Source organism: Mesorhizobium sp. B4-1-3, assembly GCF_006439355.1.
Taxonomy (GTDB): domain Bacteria; phylum Pseudomonadota; class Alphaproteobacteria; order Rhizobiales; family Rhizobiaceae; genus Mesorhizobium.
The window spans coordinates 233,453-260,081 of the sequence record NZ_VFTG01000004.1; the positions used below are offsets into that span (position 1 = coordinate 233,453).

General features: G+C 64.0%; 14 protein-coding genes and 1 pseudogene. 7 read left to right on the forward strand and 8 right to left on the reverse strand.

Annotated elements, in window-relative coordinates; all coding sequences use genetic code 11:
- Positions 1–33 precede the first annotated feature (33 nt).
- Entirely contained in the window at positions 34–6,318 is a 6,285-nt protein-coding gene (locus FJW06_RS07985; RefSeq protein WP_140750362.1) for a kinesin, read from the forward strand.
- 89 nt (positions 6,319–6,407) lie between these two features.
- Here the strand turns inward: FJW06_RS07985 and FJW06_RS07990 are convergent, their stop codons facing one another.
- The 4 genes from FJW06_RS07990 to FJW06_RS08005 are packed head-to-tail and all read right to left on the reverse strand — an operon-like array spanning position 6,408 to position 10,488.
- The gene (locus FJW06_RS07990; RefSeq protein ID WP_140750364.1) at positions 6,408–7,118 is read right to left on the reverse strand and encodes an ABC-type transport auxiliary lipoprotein family protein; all 711 of its coding nucleotides are present in this window, start codon (positions 7,116–7,118) and stop codon (positions 6,408–6,410) included.
- Positions 7,099–8,472 (reverse strand): MlaD family protein, encoded by a 1,374-nt coding sequence (locus FJW06_RS07995; protein WP_140750366.1) that lies wholly within the window; start codon positions 8,470–8,472, stop codon positions 7,099–7,101. The genes FJW06_RS07990 and FJW06_RS07995 overlap by 20 nt, the downstream gene beginning before the upstream one ends.
- Positions 8,473–8,486: 14 nt before the next feature.
- Positions 8,487–9,299 carry an ABC transporter ATP-binding protein gene (locus tag FJW06_RS08000; protein WP_140750368.1) on the reverse strand — a complete coding sequence of 271 codons (813 nt, stop codon included), beginning with the start codon at positions 9,297–9,299 and terminating at the stop codon, positions 8,487–8,489.
- 1 nt (position 9,300) lies between these two features.
- Entirely contained in the window at positions 9,301–10,488 is a 1,188-nt protein-coding gene (locus tag FJW06_RS08005; RefSeq protein ID WP_140750370.1) for an ABC transporter permease, read from the reverse strand.
- Between the two features lie 77 nt (positions 10,489–10,565).
- Between FJW06_RS08005 and dgcA the strand changes: the two genes are divergently transcribed.
- A complete protein-coding gene (dgcA, locus tag FJW06_RS08010; protein ID WP_140750372.1) occupies positions 10,566–11,549 on the forward strand; it encodes an N-acetyl-D-Glu racemase DgcA in 984 nt (327 codons plus the stop codon).
- Here the strand turns inward: dgcA and FJW06_RS08015 are convergent.
- Positions 11,520–12,734, reverse strand: coding sequence for an MFS transporter (locus FJW06_RS08015; protein ID WP_140750374.1), 1,215 nt, complete (start codon positions 12,732–12,734; stop codon positions 11,520–11,522). The genes dgcA and FJW06_RS08015 overlap by 30 nt on opposite strands.
- 188 nt (positions 12,735–12,922) lie before the next feature.
- A complete protein-coding gene (locus tag FJW06_RS08020; protein ID WP_140750376.1) occupies positions 12,923–13,753 on the reverse strand; it encodes a UDP-2,3-diacylglucosamine diphosphatase in 831 nt (276 codons plus the stop codon).
- 120 nt (positions 13,754–13,873) lie between these two features.
- Here FJW06_RS08020 and FJW06_RS08025 point away from each other — a divergent pair, with 120 nt between their 5' ends.
- The 3 genes from FJW06_RS08025 to FJW06_RS08035 all read left to right on the forward strand — a co-directional run bounded on the left by FJW06_RS08025 (position 13,874) and on the right by FJW06_RS08035 (position 18,449).
- Positions 13,874–14,653: an SDR family oxidoreductase gene (locus FJW06_RS08025; RefSeq protein WP_140750378.1), complete on the forward strand. Its 780-nt coding sequence runs from the start codon at positions 13,874–13,876 to the stop codon at positions 14,651–14,653.
- 163 nt (positions 14,654–14,816) lie between these two features.
- Positions 14,817–17,141 carry an NADP-dependent malic enzyme gene (locus tag FJW06_RS08030; protein ID WP_140750380.1) on the forward strand — a complete coding sequence of 775 codons (2,325 nt, stop codon included), beginning with the start codon at positions 14,817–14,819 and terminating at the stop codon, positions 17,139–17,141.
- A gap of 99 nt (positions 17,142–17,240) precedes the next feature.
- Positions 17,241–18,449, forward strand: a complete 1,209-nt coding sequence (locus FJW06_RS08035; protein ID WP_246674562.1) for a DUF2865 domain-containing protein — start codon at positions 17,241–17,243, stop codon at positions 18,447–18,449.
- On the opposite strand, the gene gltX is transcribed toward FJW06_RS08035, so the two are convergent.
- Positions 18,367–19,740 (reverse strand): glutamate--tRNA ligase, encoded by a 1,374-nt coding sequence (gene gltX, locus FJW06_RS08040; protein ID WP_140750384.1) that lies wholly within the window; start codon positions 19,738–19,740, stop codon positions 18,367–18,369. The two genes, FJW06_RS08035 and gltX, sit on opposite strands and share 83 nt — an antisense overlap.
- A 711-nt stretch (positions 19,741–20,451) precedes the next feature.
- On the opposite strand from gltX, the gene FJW06_RS08045 reads away from it, so the two are divergent.
- Entirely contained in the window at positions 20,452–24,237 is a 3,786-nt protein-coding gene (locus tag FJW06_RS08045; RefSeq protein WP_140750386.1) for a vitamin B12-dependent ribonucleotide reductase, read from the forward strand.
- 151 nt (positions 24,238–24,388) lie between these two features.
- Here FJW06_RS08045 and FJW06_RS08050 read toward each other — a convergent pair whose 3' ends face one another.
- Positions 24,389–25,786 carry a serine protease gene (locus FJW06_RS08050; RefSeq protein WP_210238953.1) on the reverse strand — a complete coding sequence of 466 codons (1,398 nt, stop codon included), beginning with the start codon at positions 25,784–25,786 and terminating at the stop codon, positions 24,389–24,391.
- A 305-nt stretch (positions 25,787–26,091) separates the two neighbouring features.
- Between FJW06_RS08050 and FJW06_RS08055 the strand changes: the two are divergent.
- A pseudogene (locus FJW06_RS08055) lies at positions 26,092–26,463 on the forward strand (VOC family protein).
- The last annotated feature ends 166 nt before the right edge of the window (positions 26,464–26,629 follow it).

Below are 26,629 nucleotides of genomic sequence, written 5' to 3' on the forward strand. Positions count from 1 at the left end.
GTCCCGCGGCAGCTAGTACAGGGTAGCGAAGGCATGGCTAAGAAACCAACGACGACCAAATCTCTCGACAGCGACGTAGCCGCGGAACTGGAAAAGGCGCTCGACCTTGACCTTAACGGCGACGAAGGCGGCCTCGATATGGCGGCGTCGATGGAGGATCTCGAAGCGCAGATCTCGGCGGCGGCCGACGAACTGGCGCGCGAGGGCCGCAGCCAGAGAGCGGAGCCAGCAAACAACCCTCAGCCCTCCAAGGCGCCCGCGGCCAAGCCGGCCGAGTTGCGGCCCGTCGAGCCGCGCAACGGACAACCGTCCGGCTTTGCGCCTCCCGCAGGCTTCACGCCCGCCAATGACGACCGCCAGAAGGACTATAAGACGCTGCTGCACAGCCTCAACCGGCGCGCGTCGAGCACCGTCTATTGGGTGATCGCCTTCATCTCCCTGGCCTGGATCGCCGGCGCCGGCGGCCTGGCCAATCTCTTGTTCGGCCCCGGCATCTGGAATATCCGCACCTTCGACCAGTTCTTCGCCCGCCCCGAGCTGATCGGCCTGGCGGTCGCCGCGATCGTTCCGGTCATCCTGTTCTGGGCGTTCGCCGCCATGATCCGGCGCGCGCAGGAGATGCGCATCGCCGCGCAATCCATGACCGAGGTCGCCTTCCGCCTGGCGGAGCCGGAAAACCTCGCCCAGGACCGCGTCATGATGATCGGCCAGGCCGTTCGCCGCGAGGTGGCGGCCATGGGTGAAGGCATCGAGCGCACCCTGGCCCGCGCGGTCGAGCTCGAAACGCTCGTCCACGGCGAAGTCAGCCAGCTCGAACGCTCCTATTCCGAGAACGAGGCCCGCATCCGTTCGCTGGTCGATGGTCTCGGCAGCGAGCGCGAGGCGGTCGTCACCCATGCCGAGCGCGTGCGCGCCTCGATTGCCAGCGCCCACGAGACGCTGCGCGACGAGATCGGCTCGGCCAGCGACATCATCCGCGATTCGATCCTCAACGCCTCGACCAAGCTGTCGATGACGATCAACAATTCCGGCGACACGCTGATCGATCGCATCAACGAAAGCTCGACGTCGATCTTCGATTCCGTCGAATCGCGCCTGGACAGCATCACCGACCGGCTTTCGACCTCCGGCGAGGCTTTCGCCAGCCTGCTCGACACCCGTATCGCCAAGCTGACCGACACCACGGACGGCCTCACCCGCTCGCTGACCGACCTGCTCGACGACCGCACCAATGGCATGGTCTCGCTGCTCGGCGGCGCGGCGCGCACGCTGAATTCGGAATTCGAGGCGAGCCTCAGCGGCATCGAGCGGACCCTGGCCGAACGCGGCCAGGCGCTGATCAGCGAATTCCAGACCCGAGCCGAGGCGCTCGACACCGGCACCCAAAAGCTCAACGCCGCCCTCGAAGCCCGCGCCCGCCAGATCAACGAGACGATGGTGGAGCGCGCGAAGGAAATCGCCCACGCCTTCGCCGAAAGCAAGGACACGCTGTCGGCGATGATCGATCAGGGCAAGACCCAGATCGGCGCCGATATGGCCGACATCATCTCGTCGACCTCCTCGATGCTCGAAGCCCGCGCCACCGACTTTGCCGGCCGCATGGAAGCGGCCCGGCATGTGGTGTCGCGCTCGTTCGATACCGACATCCAGCGGCTTGCCGACGCCCGCGCCGGCATCGAGGAAGCGGTCGAGAACCACAGCCGCTCGCTTTCGGAAAGCCGCGAACGCATGGCCGCCGCCATGCAGGATGACCTGGCGAAATTCGCCGAAGGTCGCGCTGCGATCGATGCCGCCGTCACCAATCAGGTGCAGAAGCTGGCCGAAGGTCGCAGCCTGATCTCGCGCGCCCTGGAAGAAGATCTGCGCAAGGTCAACGAATCGCGCGCGGCCATCGACGCCTCGCTGGGCAGCCATCTGGAGCAGATCGAAGAAGGCCGCAACCGGCTCGCCCAGGCCTTGAACGAAGACTCCGGCAGGCTCGTCCAAGCCCGTACAATGATTGACGAAATGGTCGCCGGCCATGTCGGGAAGCTGGCCGAGGGCCGCAACATCCTGGCGCGCGCCCTGGAAGCCGATCTCGGCAAGCTGCAGGACAGCCGCGCCTCGATCGACGGCCTGGTCGCCGGTCAGGTCGAGAAGATCGCCGAGGGCCGTGCCGTGCTGGCCAAGGCGCTCGAAACCGACATCGTCGGCATAAGGAGCCTCATCGAGGCCCACTCGACCAAGCTCGCCGAGGACCGCGGCGAGCTCAGCCGCGCGCTTGAAAGCGATCTGAGTGGCATCCGCGGCCTGATCGACAGCCACGCCGGCAAGCTCGCCGCGGACCGCAGCCTGCTGTCGCAGACGCTGGAAGCCGACCTCGCCAAGCTCGCCGAAAGCCGTGCCTCGATCGACGGGCTGGTTGCCGGCCAGGTCGAGAAGCTCGCTGAAGGCCGCGACATCCTCAAGCGCGCGCTGGAAGCCGACCTCAACACCATCAAGGGTGCCATTGCGGGGCACTCGGGCAAGGTGCTGGAGGACCGCTCCCAGCTGTCGAAGGCGCTCGAAGCCGACCTGCAGGCCGTCAGCGGCGCCATCGCAGATCACCAAAACAGGCTGGCGCAGGATCGCTCGACCTTGTCGAAGACCTTGCAGGATGACCTCCAGGCCGTAAGCGGTGCCGTCGCCGATCATCAGAACCGACTCGTTCAGGACCGTTCCGTGCTGTCGAAGTCGCTTGAGGACGATCTCGCCAAGCTCGCCGAGAGCCGCTCCAGCATCGACGGGCTGGTCGCCGGCCAGGTCGAGAAGCTCGCCGAGGGCCGCGACATCCTCAAGCGCGCGCTGGAAGCCGACCTCAACACGATCCAGGGCGCGATCGTCGATCATTCGCAGAAGATTACCGACCACCGCGCCGAGCTTTCGCGCGTGCTGGAGGCCGATATGGCCGGCGCCAGCAGCCTCATGCAGACCCATGCCGAACAGCTGTCGCAGAACCGCGCGACGCTGTCCAAGGCGCTCGAGGATGATCTCGCCAAGCTCGCCGAGAGCCGCGCCGGCATCGACGGTCTGGTGTCCGGCCAGGTCGAGAAGCTCGCGGAAGGCCGTGACATCCTCAAGCGTGCGCTGGAAGCCGACCTCGCCAAGCTGGCCGAAAGCCGCGCCTCGATCGACGGCCTCGTTGCCGGCCAGGTGGAAAAGCTTGCCGAAGGCCGCGACATCCTCACGCGTGCTCTTGAAGCCGATCTCGCCAAGCTGGCGGAAAGCCGTGCCGGTATCGACGGGCTGGTCGCCGGCCAGGTCGAAAAGCTCGCCGAGGGGCGCGACATCCTCAGGCGCGCCCTTGAAGCCGACCTTCAGAAGCTGACCGAGAGCCGGTCCGAGATCGACAACGTCATCGCCGGCCATGTCGGCAAGCTGTCCGAAGGCCGCGATATGCTGGCCCGCGCCCTGGAGGACGACCTCGCCAAGCTCGCCGATGCGCGCAAGGACGTCGACCGTTCGGTTTCCGGGCATATCGACCAGATCGCCGCCAGGAGCAGCGACATCTCGGCGGCGATCGCCGCCGACGTCGAGAAGATCGAGCACGCCTTCAGCCGGCAGACCGGTATCATCGAGGAGCGCGCCGGCACGATGGAGCGTGCGCTGTCGACCGGCGTGGAAAATGTGCGGGGTGTGCTGGAAAAGACCGCAGTCTTCGTGGCGGGCGCGCTGCGCGACAAGGTCATGGAGGTCACCAGCACTCTGCATGAGCAGGCCGGCGCCGCCTTCAGCGACGCCGATCGCAAGATCGCCGAGCGCGCCGAGCAGACTTCCGCCGCGCTCCTTGCCAGGGCCGAGGACATTGCCCAGGCCTTCGAGGCGGCCGACCGCCGCCTCCACGAGCGCGCCCAGGACACGTCCAGCATGCTCATGGCGCGCGCCGACGATGCGTCCAACGCGCTCATGGCCCGCGCCGAGGAAACCGCCGACAAGCTGGCCACGCGGGCCGGCGAGATCGCCAACACCTTCGACGCGGCCGACCAGAAGCTGGTTGCCCGCGCCGTCGAGACGGCGCAGTCGCTGGCCGCCCGCGCCGGCGACATCTTGCGCAACTTCGAGGGCGCCGACGAGCGGCTCTCGATGCGCATCACCGAATCGGCCGAAGCGCTGGCCGCCCGGGCCGCCGATCTCGGCCGCATCTTCGATGGCGTCGACCAGCAGCTCATGGCGCGCATAGCCGAAGGTTCCGAAGCGCTTTCCGCCCGCGCCGGCGAAATCGGCCGCATCTTCGACGACGCCGACAACCGCCTGGTGTCGCGCATCGCCTCGAGCACCTCGACCATCGGCGAGCACGCCGACACGATCGTCGGCGCCTTCGCCGCCACCGAGCAGCGTGTCGCCGACCGCGCCCGCCAGACCGGCCAGGAGCTTGCCGTGCACGCCCGCGAGATCGAGCAGGCGCTGGCCGGCGCCGACGAGCGGCTTGCCGCAAGCGCCGCTGCCGCCGCTTCCCGCGTCGAGGACCAGGTCGCGAGCGTGGAAAACCGCCTCGCCTACAGCGCCGAGACCATGGGCCAGAAGCTCAACGAGCAGGTCTCAAGCGCCGAGGCCCAGCTCATCTCGCGCGCCAACGTCATTGCCGAGACCTTCACGGCGGTGGGCCAGCATATCGGCCAGAGCACGAACGAGGCCGCGCGCACGATCGGCGCCAACACCCGCGAGCTCAACACCATGCTCGCGGCGCGTTCGGCCGAGATGGCGAAAATCCTCGACGAGACCGCCAAGCCGCTGGTCGAGCGCTTCGCCCAGGGTGGCTCCGAGCTGCAGCGCAGCATGGAAGAGGTCACCGAACGGGCGGCCGAGAAACTGCGCAGCGAGAACACGAACCTCGTCAATGCTCTCGCCAGCCGCACGGCCGAAACGCTGTCGGCCGTCGAAGGCGCTCGCTCGTCGCTCGCCGACAGCGTGGCCGATCTCATTGGCCGCATGACCACCTCCAGCGCGCAGCTCGGGCAGCTCATCGAGCAGGCGGCCGTCAACCTCGGTCAGGTCGAGGAGCGGCTCTCCGGCAGCACGCAGAGCTTCGCCGCGACCACCGAAAAGGCCGCCCAAACCTTCGCCAGCTCGGCACGTCTCGTCGATTCCAACACGACGCGGCTCACCGACCTGTCCTCGGCGACGCTGCGCGAGGTGGCCTCCATCGCGACCAAGTTCGACGAGCATAGCCGGCTGCTCTCCAGCGCCTCCAACCTGCTCAGCTCCGCGCAGAGCAATCTCGAGCACACGCTGGAGCGCCAATCCTCGCTGGAAGACCTCGCCGTCGGCCTGGTCAAGAAGTCCGAAGACCTCGAGAAGGTGATGCGCTCCTTCGAGAACCTCGTCGGCCAGACGATGCAGACTGCGGAAGGCCGCACGATGGAATCGGCGGAAAAGATCCGTACCGCCATCGCCGAGGTCGTCGATTCGGCGACGCGCCGCTTTGCCGACGCGACCGAGGAGATGCGCCGCACCGCGGGCTCTATCAAGAGCGAACTCGACCTGACCCGCGCCGAGCTGAAGAAGGGCGTCATCGAGATGCCGGAGGAGGCCAAGGAATCGACCTCGGCCATTCGCCGCGCCGTCGCCGAGCAGATCAATGCGCTCAAGGAACTGTCGGATATCGTTGCGAAATCCGGCCGCAGCGGCTCAAGCGAGCAAGGCGAGCCCCGCGGTCTGCGCCCTGCTCCGCAGGCACCGGCCCGTGCCGCCGAGCCGCCGCTGCGTCGTCCGGCGGCGCCTCAGCCGCAGCCGCAACCCACGGCGCGCCCTCCCCAGGCGCCGCTTGCCGAGAGCACGCTGCGCGGCACGCTCGACCTGGAGCGCCCTGCCGAAGCGCCGCGCCGCGAGAACGGCAAGACGCCGCAGGGCGGCTGGGTGCGCGACCTCCTGACCAATGCCTCGCGCGAGGAAGAGCTGCGGCCGGCAGCGCCCGCGGAAGCGCCGCGCGCGACGCCTGCCCAGCGCTCGCCGCTGCATGTCATGGAGTCGCTCAACTCGCTCTCCGTCGACATCGCGCGGGCGATCGACCATGACGCCTCGATTGAGCTGTGGAACCGCTACCGGCGTGGCGAGCGCGACGTCTTCACGCGTCGCCTCTACACGCTCAAGGGCCAGCAGACTTTCGACGAGATCCGCCGCAAGTATCAGGCCGAGGCGGAATTCCGCGCCGCGGTCGACCGCTACTGCGAGGATTTCGAGAAGCTGCTCAAGGATGTCTCGCGCAACGACCGCGACAACATCATGGCGCAGACCTATCTGACCTCCGACACCGGCAAGGTCTACACCATGCTGGCCCACGCCAGCGGCCGGCTGCACTGACGCCGCCAAGCAGAACCGGAACTGAAAAAGGCGGGTCTCGACCCGCCTTTTTCATATCGATGATTTCGATTGTCGGCTTGGCCCGGCGCTCAGATCGTCTGATCCGTCCAGCGGACGATGTCCTTCGCCGCCTGGCCGAAGGCGCTGTCCAGCGCGCCGACGTAAGCCGCGTTCCCGCTGCCGGAGACCGGCGCGGTCGCGGTGAAGTTCTTCGAGGCGCGCACCTCGCCGTTACGGTCGTTCAGGATGCGCACGAACAGGTCGACATCGGCATGCTCGCCGCCATCGACGCGCACCTCGAAGGAGCGCACCTCGACGATGATCTGGTAGTCGATCGCCAGCCCCTCGCCCGGCTTGCCGACGCCGGCGAAGCTGCCGGAGCGCTGAAAGGTCTCGGCCAGCCTCGCCTGCACGATCAGCGGCAGCCGATCGGCCCATTGCGCGCCTTTGAGGAACTGGATCGACCGGTCCGAGGGCCTGATGACGATGTTCTGGCTGTCCAGCGCCTTGAGCGCCGACGGCTGGGCGATCAGGATCTGGCGGCGGCTGTGAGCGCGAACGTCGACCGACGGCGCCGACAATTCGAACGTATCGAGCGGCGCCGGCTTGCCGCCGAGGGCCGCGCAGCCGGCAAGCGCAAGCACCAGCAACGCTGCCGCGGACGATCTGAAACTCCCCGCCACCACCCTCACCGACTTCACGCGCGATCCCCGTCGTCCCCGGACCTTACGACCAACCCGCTTTTGCGGTTCATTTTCTTGGCGGTCGCGGCGGCGGAAGTCAACGCCGTGCCCTTCCATCGAACTGTCGGACCTCGCCGTCGCCGCCGGACAGAATGCGCTGCGGATTGCGGCTGAGGTCGGTCACCGCTTCCTCGATGCGGTTGATCGAGCGGCGACTGTCCTGCACCAGCGCTTCCACATTCTGCAGGCCCTGGCCGGAGAAGCGCGACAGATTGTCGACGATGGTGCCGAGGCGGGAGTTCAGCGTGTCGGCCACCTGCTTGAAGGATTTCAGCGTCGCCCTGGCATCGGCCATCACACCGTTGGCCTCGCCGGAGCCGAGGAGATTGTCGACTTTGGCCAGGATGCCGTCGACGCGCACCGAGGCGTCATTGAGGCGCTGCGCAAGCTGGCGGGCGTTCTTGATCGTGTCATTGATGTCGTCGGAACGGTTGGCGATCTTGTCGGTGACCTTGGCGATGTCGGACGCCGCCTTGTCGGCGCTGGCGCTGGCCTTCTGGATGTTGGCCAAAGCGCTTTTGACATCCGCCGGATCGATGCCGTCGAGCACGCCGTTGACCTTGGCCAGCGTCCCTTGCGTCTGCTTGGCGAAATCGTTGATCGAGCCGACCGCCGTATTGACGTTGCCGATGACCGTATCGAACTGCTTCGAGGTCTCCTTCAGGTTCGCCGTCACCGTGTCGACATTGGCCACGATGCTTTTGATTTGGTCCTTGTCGACGGAATTGAGCAAGCCTTCGGCTGCCTTCAGCGTGCTGTCGAGCCGGCCCGAGACGTTCTTAAGCTGATCCGAAAGCGAGCTCACCGCTGTCAGGAACTTGTCGATGCCGTCGGAATTCTTGGCCAGCGCGTCCGAGAAGGTCTCGACATTCTTGACCGTCTGCGTCAGCGGGCCACGAACATCCTTGGTGAAGCCTTCGAGCTCGCTCAGCACCTTGTCGGCGCGGGTGAAGATGTTCTGCGCCGTCTGCAGAAGGTTGGTGACCGCCGACGGATTGGCGGTTATCTCGGGGATCCTGCCCTCCTTCTCCGCCTCGTCGAGCAGCTTCGCTTCCTTGGGATCGGCGCCGCGGAGTTCGATATTGGCCTGGCCGGTCAAGCCGGCAAGGCCGATATCGGCCTGTGTCGACTTGGTGATCGGCGTCATGCGGTCTATCTCGGTATCGGCGATGGCCACCGTCGGATTGTCGACGTCGATGTAAACCCGTTTGACGTCACCGACCTTGACGCCGTTGAACAGCACGAAGCTGCCGCGGCCGAGGCCAGAGGCCGAACCCGGGATGCGCACGCGCAGCATTGTCGTTTCGCCTCTGTCGCCGATCGCCGCGGTCCAATAGACGAAGGCGAAGGCCGCCAGGATCGCACCCAGCGTGAAGATGCCGACAATAATGTAGTTGGCTCTTGTTTCCATCGCCTCACTTATGGCTATGCGCGCGCCGCAAGATCAAGTTGCCGGGCGCGTTTTCCGCGGAAATAGGATTTCACCCATGGCTCCTCGCTCTTCAGCATGTCGTCGATCGTGCCTTCGACGAGCACCCGCTTCTTGCCGAGCACTGCCACGTGATCGCAGGCGGTGAACAGCGTGTCGAGATCGTGCGTGACCATGTAGACGGTCAGGTCCATCGTGTCGCGTAGCTTGACGACCAGTTCATCGAATTCAGCCGCGCTGATCGGATCGAGCCCCGATGTCGGCTCGTCGAGAAAGACGATGTCGGGGTCGAGCGCCAGCGCGCGCGCCAGCGCCGCGCGCTTGATCATGCCGCCGGACAGTTCGGAGGGAAATTTCTGTGCGGCGTCGGCCGGCAATCCGACCAGCTCGATCTTGAGTAAGGCGAGCTCGTCCATCAGAGCCTTGGGCAGGTCGAGATATTCGCGCATCGGCACCTGCACGTTCTCCAGCACCGTCAGCGCCGAAAACAGCGCGCCATGCTGGAAAAGGACGCCGAGCCGCATGTCGATGCGCAAGCGGTCGGCGTCGCTTGCCTTGTCGACGTCGACGCCGAACAGCCTGATCGTCCCCGATTGCTTCGGCATCAGTCCCAATATGGTACGCAACAGCACCGATTTGCCGGCGCCGGAGGCGCCGACGAAGCCGAGGATTTCCCCGCGCTTGATGTCGAGCGAAAGCTTGTCGAGGATCAGATTGTCTTCGATGGCGACGGTGACGTCGCGCACCGAAAGCACGATTTCGTCGTCGTTCGCGTCCTCCCCAGTCGTGGCGCCGTTGCCGTTCGCCATCTCAGAACCCGATCGCTGCGTAGAACATGGCGAAAAGCCCGTCGAGGATGATGACGACGAAGATCGACTTCACCACCGACGCGGTCACGTGCAGGCCGAGCGATTCGGCGCTGCCGCCGACCTTCATGCCTTCGACCGATGCGATGATGCCGATGATCAGGGCCATGAACGGCGCCTTGATCAGGCCGGCGAAGATGGTGCTGAGATCGATGGCCACACGCAGCCTGTCGATGAACGCGGCCGGCGGAATGTCGGAATAGAGCCAGGCGGCGACGATACCGCCGGCGAGGGCCGCGAAATTGGCGATGATGGTGAGGCATGGCAGCCCGATCACCAGCGCGACGAGCCGCGGAAAGACCAGCACGCCGATCGGGTTGAGGCCGATCACCTTCAGCGCGTCGACCTCCTCGCGCATCTTCATCGAGCCGATCTCGGCGGTGATGGCGCTGCCCGAACGCCCCGCGAGCATGATCGCCGTCATCAGCACGCCGAGCTCGCGCAGGATGAGCACGCCGACGAGGTCGACGACGAAGATGTTGGCGCCGAAATAGCTGAGCTGATAGGCGCCCTGCTGGGCGACGATGGCGCCGACGATGGCCGACATCAGCACCACCACCGGTATCGCGCCGACGCCCATGCGATCGATCTGGTTGAAGATCGCGGCGGGATTGACCGCGTGACCGCGCCCGAGCTTCATCTGCGCACCGCGAATCGTGGCGCCGAGGATGTTCATCGAGGCCAGGAAATCGTCGCGCATCTCATAGACCCGCCGGCCGACCAGCTCCAGCGCGCGCAGGATGATGTTGGGCGGCCTGGACGGGCCCGATTCGGGCTCGCGGCGGACCGCGTCGCCGACCGCGCCGAGCAGGATCGAGGCGATCTCGCTCTGGCCCTGCAAATGGACCTCGACGCCTTTCTTCTCGAAGGCGCTGGCCAGCCGGTCGATCAGCCAGGCGCCGGCCGTGTCCATCTTGTCGATGTGGGAAAGGTCGAGCACCAGCTGTTTCGCGCCGCTTCTCTGCTCGATCTTGCGCATGTCGGCATCGACCGCCGCGACGGTGCGCGTCGTCCACACGCCGGAAAAGGCGCAGCCCAGAACGCCGCCTTCCTCGCCAACGGCAACGCGCGGCCGGTGCTCGGCGTCCTTGGCGGCCTCGCCGCTTGCGTCGCGTTTGCGGATGGTCAACATGGTGTCCTGTTTAGCGTGACGGGACTGGCGTGTCGATTTGCCGGCAGACCGGTGTCGCACAGCCGGAGAAGAAAATTATGGCGCGTGTCATTTCGGTCGAAATGGAGCGATTCCCGATCGCCGGCACCTTCACCATCTCACGCGGATCCAAAACCGAGGCCGAAGTCATCACCGTAACGATCACCGACAGGGGACGTTCCGGGCGCGGCGAGTGCGTGCCTTACAAGCGTTATGGCGAGACCATGGAAGGGGTGCGCGCGGCCATCGAGACCATGCGCGACCCGGTCATCGCCGGCATCGACCGGACCGCTCTGCTCACGGCCATGCCCGCGGGCGCCGCACGAAACGCCATCGATTGCGCGCTTTGGGACCTGGAAGCCAAGCTGACCGGCACGCCAGTGGCGGCGGCGATCGGCGCTGTTCCGGCCAGACCGCTGGAAACCGCCTACACGCTATCGCTTGCTGAGCCGGAGGCCATGGCAGCGCAGGCGCGCGCCAATGCCGCGCGGCCTTTGCTCAAGGTCAAGATCGGCGGCGACAACGACATGGCAAGAATCCGCGCGGTGACGCAAGCCGCTCCTCAAAGCCGCATCATCCTCGATGCCAATGAGGGCTGGACCGACGACAATATCGAGGCGAACCTCGCCTTCGCCGCACAGCACGGCATCGCGCTGGTCGAACAGCCGCTGCCGGCCGGCAAGGACGATATCCTGCGCCGGATCGCGTATCCGGTGCCGGTCTGCGCCGACGAAAGCGTGCATGCTGCGAAGGACCTCGATGCGCTGGTCGGCCTCTACGACGCCGTCAACATCAAGCTCGACAAGTCAGGCGGCCTGACCGAGGCGCTGACGTTGCGCGACCGCGCGCGCGACCTGGGCTTCGGCATCATGGTGGGCTGCATGGTCGGCACCTCGCTTGCCATGGCGCCGGCGGTGCTCCTGGCGCAGGACGCCGACTTCGTCGACCTCGACGGTCCGCTGCTCTTGGCGCGTGATCGCGAGCCCGGGCTCGTCTATCATGGATCGCTCGTCTCACCCCCTGACAGGGTGCTTTGGGGCTGAGCGGGAAGCGAGGCCTATCAGCGCCATGCCGATGATCGCGATCGGGATCATCGCCCAGAAACCGTCGACGCCCAGGCGGTCGTAGAGCGGGCCGGACGCGAGCGTCACCGCCGCCATGAAGAAGCCGTTGAAGAAATAGGCGATGCCTTGCGCGGCCCCTGTACGCTCCTCGGAAACCGTCTCGCCGATCATTTTCTGCAGGCCGATCAACACCATTGCCACCGAAACCGAGTGCAGCGACTGGACGAGGAAGAAGCCGGCGACGCCAAGCCCGAGCGGCCAGACGAGCGGAAAGGCGATCCAGCGCACGACCGAGCCGATGCCGGCGATCACCATCACCTTGACCACCGAGACCGAAGCAAAAATGCGGTTGAAGAACAGGAACATGCAGACTTCGGACACCACGCCCCAGGCCCATAGCAGGCCGACGACGGAATCGCCGATGCCGATAGACTTCCAGTAGATCGAGACAAAGCCGTAGAGGAGGGCGTGGCTGGCGGTGATGACGCCGACGCCGAGGGTGAAATAGAGGAAATAGGCGTTGAACAGGCTCGGCGCCTTATGCTGGATCTCGGTGGCCGACAGCGGCGAGGCCTTGCGAGGCCGTCCCATGCGCGGTGCCGCCACTGCCGCGACCAGGGCCGCGCCGAGCGCGATGAAGATGATGGCCGGAACCGCCTGCGGACCGGTGGCCGCCAGGATGAAGCCGCCCACGACATTGGCGCCGAGGTAGGAGATCGAACCCCATTTGCGCATCGCCGTGTAGTTGGAGCCGAAGCGGCGCACGCCCGACAGCGCCAGCGAATCGGCCATCGGCGAATGCGGCGTCCAGACGATCGTCAGCAAAAGCGACACGGCAAGCACGATCGCATAGGTGGCCGGCAGGAAGTAACCGGCCGAGACGACCATCGAGGCCGCGACCAGTATGATGTAGACATTGGCGCGGTCCTTCGCCCGGTCGGCAAGCGCCGTCAGCATCGGCGTCGTCACCACGCGCAGGAACATTGGCGCCGCCAGGATGACGGCGATCTGCTCGGCATGAAAACCCTTCGCCTGCAGCCAGAGCGGAAAATAAGGCAGATGCGTGCCCTGCGACACGAACAAGGTCGCAAAGATCAGGCTCATGCGCAATTCGAAATGGCTGGGCTTGACGAGTTGCTCGGGCGACAGGGGCGGCAGCGACATGAATCGATCCAATTGCGCTGCAATCGACGGCCTGCAACGCGTCTCGATCCCTAACATGCGGCAAGGCGCGGCGGAACTGGCTGGATCAATCGATCGGCGGCAAAGCTGTTGACGAACGGCGCAGGGGAGCAGGCCGCGCACGTCAGCGCGACGAAGGCGGCAGGCTGAACCGCGACGTGCGGCTGCGTTCAGGCTGCCTGAGCCGCCCTGCCCGTCAGGTCGATGATGTCGATCGGCACCAGCGCTTCATTGCCGGCCGAAGCCTCGGGCAGCACATGCGCCCAGGTCAGGATTTCCATGCGGCCATCGAAATGCTCGACCACCGCCGTGCAGCTTTCCACCCAGTCGCCGGTGTTGATGTACTGCACGTCGCCATAGCTTTCGATCGCGGCATGATGGATGTGGCCGCAGATCACGCCGTCGACATGCGAGCGCCGCGCTTCTTCCGAAAGCACCGTCTGGAACGAACTGATGAAGTTCACCGCCTTCTTCACCTTGACCTTGGCCCAGGACGAGAACGACCAGTAAGGCAGGCCGAGCAGATGACGCAGCTTCGTCACCACCCGATTGATCACCATCGCCGTGTCATAGGCATAGTCGCCGAGATAGGCGAGCCAGCGCTGGTTGTGCACCACCGTATCGAACTGGTCGCCGTGGATAACCAGCAGGCGCCGGCCGTCGGCGGTCTCGTGGATGGCGCGGTCGGCGACGACGATGCCGCCGAAATGCACGCCCTGGAACTGGCGGGTGAACTCGTCGTGATTGCCGGCGATATAGGTGATCGAAGCGCCCTTGCGCGCCTTGCGCAGCAGCTTCTGCACCACGTCGTTATGGCTCTGCGGCCAATGCCAGCTGCGCCGCAGCCGCCAGCCGTCGACGATATCGCCGACCAGATAGATGATCTCGGCGTCGTGATGGCGCAGGAAGTCGATCAGGAAATCAGCCTTGGCCGCCTTCGAGCCGAGATGCACGTCTGAAATGAACATTGCGCGGAAAGTGCGGGGCTCTGGGTCTGACATCACGATTACCCTTTGCTTTCGCGTGCCTATGCCCCGATTCATGCAACAACCGTATGACGGTTGCGGTTGGTCCAGCCCAGGCGCTAGCTTGCGCGACCATAGCATCAGGAGAAAATCACCATGGATCTCGGCATTCGCGGCAAGAAGGCCATCGTCTGCGCCTCGAGCAAGGGACTTGGAAAAGGTTGCGCCATGGCGCTGGCCGAGGCTGGCGTCGACCTCGTCGTCAACGGCCGCAACGCCGAGCTTCTGGCCAGGACCGCTGCTGAAATTCGCGAAAAATTCGGCGTCACGGTGATCGAAGTCGCAGGCGATGTGTCGAAGCCCGAGGTGCAGAAGGCGCTGCTTGCCGCCTGTCCCGATCCGGACATCCTGGTCAACAACAATGGCGGCCCGCCGCTGCGCGATTTCCGCGAGCTCGACCGCGCCAAGATCCTCGAGGGTGTGACCCAGAACATGGTGACGCCGATCGAACTGATCCAGGCGGTGATCGACGGCATGGCCAAGCGCGGCTTCGGCCGCATCGTCAACATCACCTCGCTGTCGGTCTATGTGCCGATCCCCGGCCTTGACCTTTCGTCCGGCGCACGCGCCGGCCTGACCTCCTTCCTGGCCGGGGTGGCGCGCACTGTGGTTGACCGCAACGTCACCATCAACAGCCTCCTGCCCGGCAAGCTCGATACCGACCGGCTGCGCGGCCCGCACGAGGCCGGCACTCCGGAAGACCCGGCCACGGCCGCCGCACGCAAAGCGCGGATCAGCGCCGACGTGCCGGCAAAACGTCTCGGCACGCCGGAAGAATTCGGCCAGATCTGCGCCTTCCTGTGCTCGGTCCATGCCGGCTATCTCACCGGCCAGAACATCCCGGTCGACGGCGGCCTCTACGTCAGCGCGTTCTGATCGCCGTCAATTTAAAAGGCTTGAGGCTCGCAGCCTAACCATCTGGAATCGATTGATTATTTTCGCTCCGGCATTGTGAAGGCCGGAGCCCGTTATTTGCCGTCGCGAAAACGCTCCGACGCGTGCTAAAAGGCTCCAAAGCAATATCGCAGAGAGGGGCCGGATGGACGGCGAGAACAAGAAAACGGCCCGGTCGGACCTCGACGAGGCCGCCCTCTTCTTCCACAAGCATCCTACTCCGGGAAAGCTCGAGATCCAGGCGACGAAGCCGCTCGGCAACCAGCGCGACCTGGCACTCGCCTATTCGCCCGGCGTCGCGGCACCTTGCCTTGAGATCCGCGACAACCCGGCCGCCGCCGCCGACTATACGGCGCGCGCCAATCTGGTCGGCGTCGTTTCCAACGGCTCGGCGGTGCTCGGCCTCGGCAATATCGGTCCGCTCGCCTCCAAGCCGGTGATGGAGGGCAAGGCGGTGCTGTTCAAGAAGTTCGCCGGCATCGACGTCTTCGACATCGAGATCGACGCGCCGGAGATCGAACGCATGGTCGAGACGGTGGCCGCGCTCGAGCCGACCTTCGGCGGCATCAACCTCGAGGACATCAAGGCGCCGGAATGCTTCGAGGTCGAGGAGCGGCTGAAGGCACGCATGGGCATCCCGGTTTTCCACGACGACCAGCATGGCACCGCGATCATCGTCGCCGCCGCGGTGCTCAACGGGCTGGAACTGGCCGGCAAGACGATTTCCGATATCAAGATCGTCACCTCCGGCGCGGGCGCCGCCGCGCTTGCCTGCCTCAACCTTTTGGTCTCGCTCGGCGCCAGAGTGGAAAACATCTGGGTCACCGACCGTTTCGGCGTCGCCTATAAGGGCCGCGTCGAGGAGATGGATCGCTGGAAGGACCCTTATGTGAAGGACACCGAGGCGCGAACGCTGGCCGATGTCATTCCCGGCGCCGACGTCTTCCTAGGCCTCTCCGCCGCCGGCGTGCTGAAGCCCGAGCTTTTGCAGCATATGGCGCCGAAGCCGCTGATCCTGGCTTTGGCCAACCCCAATCCCGAGATCATGCCGGAAGTGGCGCGCGGCGCCCGGCCGGACGCCATGATCTGCACCGGCCGCTCGGATTTTCCCAACCAAGTCAATAATGTGCTGTGCTTTCCTTATATCTTCCGCGGCGCGCTGGACTGCGGCGCCAGCGCCATCAACGAAGAGATGAAGATGGCGGCCGTGCGGGCGATCGCCGCCCTTGCCCGCGAAGAGCCCTCCGATGTCGCGGCGCGCGCCTATTCCGGCGAGACGCCGATATTCGGTCCCGATTTCCTGATCCCGTCGCCCTTCGATCCGCGCCTGATCCTGCGCATCGCGCCGGCGGTGGCGAAGGCTGCCTGCGATACCGGCGTTGCAACGCGGCCGATCGCGGATTTCGCCGCCTATATCGACAAGCTCAACCGCTTCGTCTTCCGCTCCGGCCTGGTGATGAAGCCAGTGTTCTCGTCGGCCAAGACATCGAGCACCAAGCGCGTCATCTATGCCGACGGCGAGGACGAGCGCGTGCTGCGCGCAGCACAAGTGGTGCTGGAGGAAGGCATTGCCGAACCGACGCTGATCGGCCGCCCGCACGTGGTGGAGGTGCGCCTGAAGCGTTACGGCCTGCGCATCCGGCCGGGCGTCGATTTCGCTTTGATCAATCCGGAAGACGATCCGCGCTACCGCCACTATGTCGACCTTTTGATCGAGCTCGCCGGCCGGCGCGGCGTGACGACGGAAGCCGCCCGCACCATGGTGCGCACCAACAATACGGTGATCGCGGCGCTCGCGTTGAGGCGCGGCGATGCGGATGCCATGATTTGCGGACTCGAAGGCCGCTTCGAGCGGCATTTGCGCAATGTCTCGCTGATCATCGGGCCGCGCGCCGGCGTCAAGGACCGCGATCTGTCGACGCTCTCCATGCTGATTTCGCAGCGAGGCATTATCTTTCTCACCGACACCTATGTCTCCATCGATCCAACGGCCGAGGAGATTGCCGAGATGACCGTTCTGGCGGCGGAGGAGATCAGGCGTTTCGGCATGGAACCCAAGGCCGCCCTGCTCTCCTTCTCGGATTTCGGATCGCGTGACGCGCCGAGCGCGTTCAAGATGCGGCAAGCCGCGGCGATCCTGGCGCGCATCGCGCCCGACCTTGAATGCGACGGCGAGATGCATGCCGATACGGCGCTTTCGCAACATCTGCGCCAGCGCGTCTATCCGCATTCCAGGCTGAATGGCGAAGCCAATCTGCTGGTCTTCCCGAACCTCGATTCGGCCAACATCACGCTGACGGCGCTGGGCGCCATGATGGATGCGCTGCATGTCGGGCCGATTCTGCTCGGCACCGACAAGCCCGCGCACATATTGACGCCTTCGGTGACCTCGCGCGGCGTCGTCAACATGACCGCGCTGGCCGTCGTCGAGGCGGCGCACAAGGCGCAGGCGCTCGTCGATCTGAATTGAGGCGGTGCCGAAGCAGACTAGGGAACACTTAACCACGAACGCGGTAGCCTTCCGTCCACGGGCAATCGGGATTCCGGGCGGATGAAGGGGTTTAAGCTGATGCATCTTGCGACGCTGCTTGTAGCGTTTACGGGCTCAGCCGTCGCCGTCACGGATTCCCAGGCGACATCTCGCACATGCCGGCAGCTCGAAGCCGAACTCGCCGCGGCGCGCGGTGGCGGCGGCGGACCGGGCCTCGTCCGCAAATATGACGACGCGATCGCCAGGCAGCGCGAGCAGTTGGCCAAGGCCCGCGGCCGGGCGAGCGACGCCAATTGCGGCTTCACGCTGTTTTTGCGCAATGTCAGCCAATGCGCGGCGATCAACGCCTCTATAGAGCGCATGAATGCCAATCTCGACACGTTGCAGGCCAAGCGCGAGCGACTGTCCGCCGGCGGCGGCACGCGGCGTGACCGCAGCCGCATCCTCGCGGCGCTCGATGCCAATGGCTGCCGCGGCGACGAGCCCCCGCCGCGCCGCCCGCCGCTTCAGGAGGCTTCCCGCGACAATGGCGGCGGCAATTTGTTCGAGCAGCTTTTCGGCCGCCAGGACCAGCAACTCGAAACGCCCGATGCCCCCGACATGCCGGACGCGGCGGACGTACCTGCCGATGATCCCAGCGTGCGCAACATCCGCCGCGTCATCAACCAGCCGGACGGCATGGATCTGCCGAGGCTGGGCGGCGAGTTCCATACGATGTGCGTGCGCACCTGCGACGGCTATTTCTTCCCGATGTCCAATGCCGCCTCCGTCGGCGATTTCGAGCGCGACCAGAAGAATTGCGAATCGAGCTGCCCCGGCACCGAGATGCAGGTCTTCTATTCGCGTGGAATAGACGACGATTCGGGGTCGATGACCTCCTCGGTCACCGGGCAACCCTACGCCTCGCTGCCGACCGCCTATCTCTACAAGCAGGCCAACTACTCACGCCCACCGAGTTGCGGCTGCAACGCGCAGGCCGGCAATTTCACGATCATCGGCGGCAACCCGCCCAATCCCGAACAGTCGCAGCCGGAGAGCGGGATGCCGCCCTTCATCCCCGTGCCGGCAGTGAAGCCCGATCCCGGCGCCGATCCCGAAACGCTCGCCAATGCCGAAGGCGGGCTCGATCTGGACGCGATCAAGCGGCTGACCACCAAGGCGCCAGTGTCGCCGGTCTCGGCGCTGCCGCCGGATCAGCGCAAGGTCAGGGTCGTCGGGCCAGCGTTCCTTCCCGACCCATCAGCGGCAATAGATCTGAAAGCTCCGGCCCCGAAGTCCGCCCGGTAAGCGCCAGTCTCAGCGGCATGAACAGCGGCTTGCCCTTGCGCCCAGTGGCTTCCCTGATCTTGCCGGTCCAGTCCTTCCAAACCGTGCCGTTCCACGGCTCCTCCGGCAACAGCTCGAACGCCTGATCGAGGAAGTCGCGGTCTTCGCCGGAAAACTCGGCCGGCTCTTGCGGACCCTCGTTCAGGATGCGCCACCAGATGACGGCGTCCGACAGACGGTCGAGATTGCCGCGCACCGCCAGCCAGAACGGCTCTGCTTTGTCGCCGGAAATGCCCAGCACCATCAGCCGGTCGCGCGCTTCCTCGAACGACATGTGATGCATGAGCGCTCGGTTGAGCACGAAGAGCTCGTCCGGGTCGAATTTCGCGGCTGACTTGGATGTCGCCGCCGGGTCGAAATGGCGGGCAAGCTCGTTGAGGTCGTGCGCGGCGGTGACATTCTCCGACGTGCCGACGAGCACGGCCAGCGAGGCAACCGCCATCGGCTCGATGCCATCCTCGCGCAGGCTTTCGATCGACAGCGCGCCGGTGCGCTTCGACAGCCCCTCGCCCGACACGGTGGTGAGCAGGTTGTGATGGCCGAACACCGGCGGCTCGGCGCCGAGCGCCTTGAAGATGGCGATCTGCACGCCGGTGTTGGTGACATGGTCGTCGCCGCGAATGACGTGGCTTACGCCCATCTCGATATCGTCGACCACCGAAGGCAGCGTGTAGAGATAGGTACCGTCCTCGCGCACCAGGACGGGGTCCGACAGCGAGGCGAGATCGACGGTCTCCTCACCGCGAACCAGGTCGTTCCAGTGCACCTCGGTGCGCTCCGGCTGCAGCGGATCGCTGGTGAAATTGGGCAGCAGGAACCGCCAATGCGGCTTGCGCCCGTCCGACTGGTATTCGGCCACCTGCTCCGGCGTCAGCGTCAGCGCCTCCCGGCCATAGACAGGCGGCAGGCCGCGCGTGCGGCGCACCTTGCGGCGCAGATCGAGCTCTTCCGGTGTCTCGTAGCAGGCATAGAGCACGCGAGCCGCTTTCAGCCGCTCGACCGCCGCGTCGTAGATCTCGAAGCGGCGCGATTGATACTCGGTGACGTCCGGGAAGATGCCCAGCCAGTGCAGGTCGTAAAGAATGGAATCGGCATATTCCTGCTTCGAGCGGGCAATATCGGTGTCGTCGAAACGCTGGATGAAACGGCCCTTGTTGTTCATGGCGAAAAGCCAGTTGAACAGTGCGGTGCGCGCATTGCCGATATGGATGCGGCCGGTCGGCGACGGGGCAAAACGTACGGTAACTGTCATGAGCGGGGCGTAGCGGATGCTTTTGGTGTTGACAAGGCGCGCCCCCGCGCGAACGCAACAGATAGTGCAAGCCAGCTAAAATGAAAAGCCGCTGCCTGACACGCTTCGCGGCGGCCTGACAAACGGCGTCAAGTGCCTGCAAAGCCGAGCTTCTTGTGTCCCCGTTATCCACATGTGTGACACACAAGATGTTGGGGTCACAAAAGCTACAAAAACGAATCCTTGACGGGTCGGAACGAGTCGCTTTTTATGGGGCATGCGCTCCTGTTGCGGGCGTGACCGGAGAGTTCAGAGGCCGGTCTTTTTTCCCGGATTTTGTGCGTTTTGCCCACATTTCCGCCCGTTCACGAGGCCGGCGGAAGCGTTGGGATCGTTAGGGCTTGGGTGGGCGAAAGGGAGAATTGTCGGCCTGGAAAAAATGATCTGTTAACACTATATTTAGTGTTTGCAGGCAGGCTGAACCCTAGATAGTGTGAACCTCCCTCTTCCGAGGGAATCGACCAAAGTTTCAGTTGAGGGACCCGCGGGGGTCGGCCTGCAGCCCGGGTAAACGCCCGGCAAGGTGCTTTGCTGTCTGCATGGCGGCGCCCGCGACGAGGAGAATGCCGGCGTCGCCTGCGGTGCCGGCAAATGGCGGACTGCGCTTTTTGCCGAGTGGGGCAGAAATCCCTTGGGAAAAGCGCTACATATAGACACAAAGGGACCGGACCAATGCGCATCGAGCGTCGCTTCACCAAGCCAGAGCAGTCAGCCTATGCGGAGATCGAATTCCGCAAGGCTTTGTCGGAGATCAAGAATCCCGACGGCTCGGTGGTGTTCCGCCTCGACAACATCGATGTGCCGGCGCAGTTCAGCCAAGTCGCGGCCGACATCCTGGCGCAGAAGTATTTCCGCAAGGCGGGCGTGCCTGCGCGCCTGAAGAAGGTCGAGGAGAACGACGTTCCCTCCTTCCTATGGCGTTCGGTTGCCGACGAGGCCGAGCTCGCCAAGCTGCCCGAGGCGGAGCGCTATGGTTCGGAGACCGATGCCCGCCAGGTCTTCGATCGCCTCTCCGGCACCTGGACCTATTGGGGCTGGAAGGGCGGCTACTTCAAGTCGGAAGAGGACGCGCGCGCCTTCCGCGACGAGCTCGCCTATATGCTGGCCACCCAGCGCGTCGCGCCGAACTCGCCGCAGTGGTTCAACACCGGCCTGCATTGGGCCTACGGCATCGACGGCCCGAGCCAGGGCCACTTCTATGTCGACCCCTTCACCGGCAAGCTGACCAAGTCGAAGTCGGCCTATGAGCATCCGCAGCCGCATGCCTGCTTCATCCAGAGCGTGCAAGACGACCTCGTCAACGAGGGCGGCATCATGGATCTTTGGGTGCGTGAGGCGCGCCTGTTCAAATACGGCTCCGGCACCGGCTCGAACTTCTCCATGCTGCGCGGCGAAGGCGAGAAGCTTTCCGGCGGCGGCCGCTCGTCCGGCCTGATGAGCTTCCTCAAGATCGGCGACCGCGCGGCGGGCGCCATCAAGTCGGGCGGCACGACGCGCCGCGCAGCCAAGATGGTCATCGTCGACGCCGACCATCCCGACATCGAGGACTTCATCGACTGGAAGGTCAATGAGGAGCAGAAGGTCGCCTCGCTGGTGACCGGCTCGAAGATCGTCAAGAAGCATCTCGAAGCCATCATGAAGGCCTGCGTCAATTGCGAAGGCAATGGCGACGACTGCTTCGACCCGGCGCTGAACACCGCGCTGAAGCGCGAGATCAAGGCGGCCAAGAAGGACGCCGTGCCGGAGAACTACATCTACCGCGTCATCCAGTTCGCCCGCCAGGGTTACACCTCGATGTCGTTCAAGACCTACGACACCGACTGGGATTCCGACGCCTACCTCACCGTCTCCGGCCAGAACTCCAACAACTCGGTGTCGCTGAAGGACAATTTCCTGCGCGCCGTCGAGGCGGATGGCGACTGGCAGCTCACCGCCCGCAAGGACGGCAAGGTGCTGAAGACGCTGAAGGCGCGCGATCTGTGGGAAAAGATCGGCTATGCCGCCTGGGCTTCCGCCGATCCGGGCCTGCACTTCAACACGACGATGAACGACTGGCACACCTGCGCCTCCGCCGGTGCGATCCGGGCCTCCAACCCGTGCTCGGAATACATGTTCCTCGACGACACGGCCTGCAACCTCGCCTCGATCAACCTTCTGCCCTACCGCAAGGAAGACGGCACGATCGACATCGCCGCTTATGAGCACACCGTTCGGCTGTGGACCATCGTGCTCGAAATCTCGGTGATGATGGCGCAGTTCCCGTCCAAGGAGATCGCCAAGCTCTCCTACGAATACCGCACGCTCGGCCTCGGCTACGCCAATATCGGCGGCCTGCTGATGACCTCGGGCATCCCTTACGACTCCGACGAGGGCCGCGCGATCTGCGCCGCGCTCACCGCGATCATGACCGGCGTCGCCTATTCGACCTCGGCCGAGATGGCTTCCGAGCTCGGCGCCTTCCCGGACTATGACCGCAACGCCCAGAACATGCTGCGCGTCATGCGCAATCACCGCCGCGCGGCCTATGGCGACAAGGACGGCTACGAGAAGCTCGCCGTCAATCCGGTGCCGCTGGTCGCGTCCGACCTCAAGCAGCAGGCGCTGGCCGAGCACGCCCGCGCCGCCTGGGACCGCGCCATCGAGCTCGGCGAGGAGCATGGCTACCGCAATGCGCAGGCGACTGTCATCGCGCCGACCGGCACGATCGGCCTGGTCATGGATTGCGACACCACCGGCATCGAGCCCGACTTCGCCCTGGTGAAGTTCAAGAAGCTCGCCGGCGGCGGCTATTTCAAGATCATCAACCGCGCCGTGCCGGAAGCGCTGCGCACGCTGGGTTACTCCGAAAGCCAGATCGCCGAGATCGAGGCCTATGCGGTCGGCCACGGCAACCTCAACCAGGCGCCCGGCATCAACCCGTCGATGCTGAAGGCCAAGGGCTTCACCGACGAGAAGATCGCGGCGCTGAATGCGGCGCTGAAGTCGGCCTTCGACATCAAGTTCGTGTTCAACCAGTGGACGCTCGGCGCCGACTGGGTGAAGGAAACGCTCGGATTCACCGATGAGCAGCTTAGCGACGTCTCCTTCGAGATGCTGCCCGCGCTGGGCTTCTCGAAAAAGGATATCGACGCCGCCAACATCCATGTCTGCGGCGCGATGACGCTGGAAGGCGCGCCCTTCGTCAAGGCCGAGCACCTCCCGGTGTTCGACTGCGCCAGCCCCTGCGGCAAGATCGGCAAGCGCTCGCTGTCCATCCAGAGCCACATCCTGATGATGGCCGCCGCGCAGCCCTTCATCTCGGGCGCCATCTCCAAGACCATCAACATGCCGAACGAGGCGACGGTCGAGGACGCCAAGAACGCCTACATGCTGTCCTGGAAGCTGGCGCTGAAGGCCAACGCCCTCTACCGCGACGGCTCGAAACTGTCGCAGCCGCTCAACGCCTCGCTGCTCGCCGATGACGACGAGGATGAGGACGAGGCCGTCGAGCAGCTGATCGCCGCACCTGCCGCGCAGCGCGCCGTGCAGGTGACCGAAAAGATCGTCGAGCGCGTCATCGAGCGGCTCTACCGCGATCGTGAAAAACTGCCGAACCGCCGCAAGGGCTACACCCAGAAGGCCGTCGTCGGCGGCCACAAGGTGTATCTCCGCACCGGCGAGTTCGACGACGGGCGCCTGGGCGAGATCTTCATCGACATGCATAAGGAGGGTGCTGCCTTCCGCGCGATGATGAACAACTTCGCCATCGCGATCTCGCTCGGCCTGCAATATGGCGTGCCGCTCGATGAATATGTCGAGGCCTTCACCTTCACCAAGTTCGAGCCGGCCGGCATGGTGCAGGGCAACGACGCGATCAAGAACGCCACGTCGATCCTCGACTATGTGTTCCGCGAGCTTGCCGTCTCCTATCTCGGCCGCCACGACCTCGCCCATGTCGACCAGTCGGACTTCGACAAGACGGCGCTTGGCCGTGGCATCACCGAAGGCAAGGCGACGCCCTTCTCCAAGGGCCTCTATCGCGGCGCCTCGCCGGTGAAGCTGGTGAGCGGCATCGGCAGCGAGCCCAAGGGTTTCGGCGGAGGTTCGGGTTCCTCCGGGACCACCAGCCCTGCCCGCGCCGCGCCCACGGCCTTCGCCGGCTCCAACGTGCTGGCCCTGAAGCCAGCCAGTGACGAGGCGCTCGCCTACAAGCGCGACTATGAGGAGCGCGCCCGGGAACTGGCCGAGGATATGGTGGAAGAGGAAGCCGAAGCCGCCGGCGGCACCGAGGCTCTGTTCACCGACGCCGCCGCCAACGAAGCCGCCGAAGCAAAGAAGCTCGCCGCGACAAGGCGCCAGCAGTCGCTGCTCCAGGGCTATACCGGCAACGAATGCTCCGAGTGCCACAACTTCACCATGGTGCGGAACGGCACCTGCGAGAAGTGCGACACGTGTGGTTCAACGAGCGGGTGCAGCTGAAGACGGTCCGAAGCTAATCAAAGCGTGCGAGGTAAGCACCTCGCACGCAAATGTCTTCAAGTTATAAGGGGCCAATCAGCTTGGCACTTACCTCGGGACGTTCACCTGCACCGAGAATGCTATAGTCACGACTCCCTTGAAGTGACGGACGTCATCCTCGAAGCTGGGCTATCAATTCCTGGCATATAACAGAGGGCATACGCTGCGAGCGAGGACGCTCTAGAGCGACCGAGAGAATTGAAAAGTTCGAAAATTGGCCTGTGGTTTGATCGAATTCTATTCTTGCTTTGAAGTAGCCCTTCTGCATGACTTCGATGACCACAATGTCGTCCTGCATCTCCAGAAAAACAAATCCTCCTATGCTTTCGCTACCTTGGTATTTACTTTGTGGAATTCTTATCGTCCAAAGGAAACCTGCCAACTCATAGGACAATTCAATTGAAATTTGATCAACTGTATGCTCCATCCGTATTATCTCAAGATCTTGGATGCCGCCAAAGTCTAGCACCGAGAAACTCGCAAAACCCCGTAAACACCGCCAAGGGACATTCGTCGATCGCAAGAATTTTCTCATTTCTCGCGATGATAGTTTTTCAAGAGCGGCAATCGTCGACTCACCGGCGATTGCCTCCATATGGGCGCCCCATTTGCCAACGAAAGCTTTGAGTTCATTCTCCTCAGGCCAAGCCTTCCTGTCCCTTGCGGAGAGAGGGGTAGAGCGAGCTAAAAGCCTTAATTCTGCGTCTGACAGCACAAACTTCACATCTCCCCAGGGATTTCGGCTAACTTGCCCCTTGACCTTCACGAGCCCCATCGCCCTGGCGTGTAGGAGACTTGTTTTCCCATGGCGGGCAAGCTTCGGTACAGTTCCCTTTAAGTTAAGCTGGAAAGCATCCCAAATCAAAGTTATGTAGGAAGGTCTTCCATCAAAGGAGGAGGATACGATTCCAACTAAAAGCCCGTCGGAATTGAGAACGGGACCGCCGCTCATCCCTCCAAGCACATCCATCTCTACTTCACAACAAGGAGAAATCATCCGTTCACCCCGCCCGCAAGGGAAAACTGCCGTCACCAACCCCAACGATACCATCAGGCTCACGAGAGCAGTGCCGTCTTCAATTCTCTGATGCCTAAATCCAAGTGCCCAAAGACGTTGGCCAACAAGCGGCAATGCTATTTGCATTGGGGCTAGCATCAGGGGAGACGTTTCGTAGGCAGCAGAATTTAATGTGCAGCTAATCAAGGATAGGTCCGATATGACATCCCGAGTCTCATCAAATTTGCTCACGACTGAGCTCGCCACGATCTCTTGTGGGAGCCATGCCCGCGCCGCGCCTGGCAGAAAAGTCAAAAAAACGGGAGATATAGCACCGACAGCCATGCACTCCTCAATTACATGAGTTGCGGTAAGGAGAAGCCCCGGACCGACCATCACCCCGCTTCCGAGAATTGTTATTTCTCTTTCTTCCATCTTAGCTACGGCTACTAAAGCGTCCCCGGCATCATACAAGGAGGCTAGTGGTCCGATGCCGTCTTCGGCGGCAAACAAACTTGTCTTCCATGACAGTGGCATTTCTGGCAGTTTTGAGTTGTCTTCTGTAACTGATACAGGATGTGTTGTTTTATTGCTCTTGGGGTTAAGTCGGATTCGGGTGCCGCCCTTATTTGGCGAGAAGCCTAATGATGAAGCTACTACTGGGGGCTTTCTTAGTCACCCCATCTCGCAATCGACGTAGGTAGACAAAATAGAACGAAGTTCGGAGGAGATAATTGCATCCGAACATCGCATTCAGACGAGGTGCGTGCCTGCTCTTGTCCAACGTTCGCACGGAAAGCCCAAACCCACAGATACGAATGCTCGACCACATCACGATCGAAGTCAGCGACCTCACCAGGAGCAAGCTATTCTGCGAACAGGCCTTTGCGCCCTCGGGCTACAGCCTCGCCTTCGGCAAGGACGGCATCTTTTTGGGCCTTTGATGTCGGCAATGGCTGCCTGTTCGAGATCCAGAGCACGGGCCAGACACCGCCGCTCACCCATCTGCATGTCGCCTTCCGGTGAAAAGCAAGGCAGAAGTCGATGCGTTCTACCGCGCGGCGCTCGAGGCGGGCGCCGCGGACAACGGCGCGCCGGGGCCGCGTCCGGGCTATGCGGAAAATTACTACGCCTGCTTTGTGCTCGATCCCGATGGTTACAACATAGGGGCGATGATCAACGAGGGGTGAGGACCGATCGCCTGCGCGACTTCGTCATTCCAGGGCGGAGCAAGGAGCGAAGCGACGCGCGCAGACCCTGGAATCCATGCCGTTAAATCGAGGCCTTGCAGCGGATTCAGAATTCTGCACCGTTGCGCGCCGCGATAAAGGTCACGGTATGGATTCTCGGGTCAAG

What these genes read in the sequence shown, in the direction of transcription:
- FJW06_RS08015 (WP_140750374.1), bottom strand. Translation starts at nt 12,734, where the DNA reads ATGTCGCTGCCGCCCCTGTCGCCCGAGCAACTCGTCAAGCCCAGCCAT.
- FJW06_RS07995 (WP_140750366.1), bottom strand. Translation starts at nt 8,472, where the DNA reads ATGGAAACAAGAGCCAACTACATTATTGTCGGCATCTTCACGCTGGGT.
- FJW06_RS08005 (WP_140750370.1), bottom strand. Translation starts at nt 10,488, where the DNA reads ATGTTGACCATCCGCAAACGCGACGCAAGCGGCGAGGCCGCCAAGGAC.
- FJW06_RS08030 (WP_140750380.1), top strand. Translation starts at nt 14,817, where the DNA reads ATGGACGGCGAGAACAAGAAAACGGCCCGGTCGGACCTCGACGAGGCC.
- FJW06_RS07985 (WP_140750362.1), top strand. Translation starts at nt 34, where the DNA reads ATGGCTAAGAAACCAACGACGACCAAATCTCTCGACAGCGACGTAGCC.
- FJW06_RS08045 (WP_140750386.1), top strand. Translation starts at nt 20,452, where the DNA reads ATGCGCATCGAGCGTCGCTTCACCAAGCCAGAGCAGTCAGCCTATGCG.
- gltX (WP_140750384.1), bottom strand. Translation starts at nt 19,740, where the DNA reads ATGACAGTTACCGTACGTTTTGCCCCGTCGCCGACCGGCCGCATCCAT.
- FJW06_RS08020 (WP_140750376.1), bottom strand. Translation starts at nt 13,753, where the DNA reads ATGTCAGACCCAGAGCCCCGCACTTTCCGCGCAATGTTCATTTCAGAC.
- FJW06_RS08025 (WP_140750378.1), top strand. Translation starts at nt 13,874, where the DNA reads ATGGATCTCGGCATTCGCGGCAAGAAGGCCATCGTCTGCGCCTCGAGC.
- FJW06_RS07990 (WP_140750364.1), bottom strand. Translation starts at nt 7,118, where the DNA reads ATGGAAGGGCACGGCGTTGACTTCCGCCGCCGCGACCGCCAAGAAAAT.
- FJW06_RS08000 (WP_140750368.1), bottom strand. Translation starts at nt 9,299, where the DNA reads ATGGCGAACGGCAACGGCGCCACGACTGGGGAGGACGCGAACGACGAC.
- FJW06_RS08035 (WP_246674562.1), top strand. Translation starts at nt 17,241, where the DNA reads ATGCATCTTGCGACGCTGCTTGTAGCGTTTACGGGCTCAGCCGTCGCC.
- dgcA (WP_140750372.1), top strand. Translation starts at nt 10,566, where the DNA reads ATGGCGCGTGTCATTTCGGTCGAAATGGAGCGATTCCCGATCGCCGGC.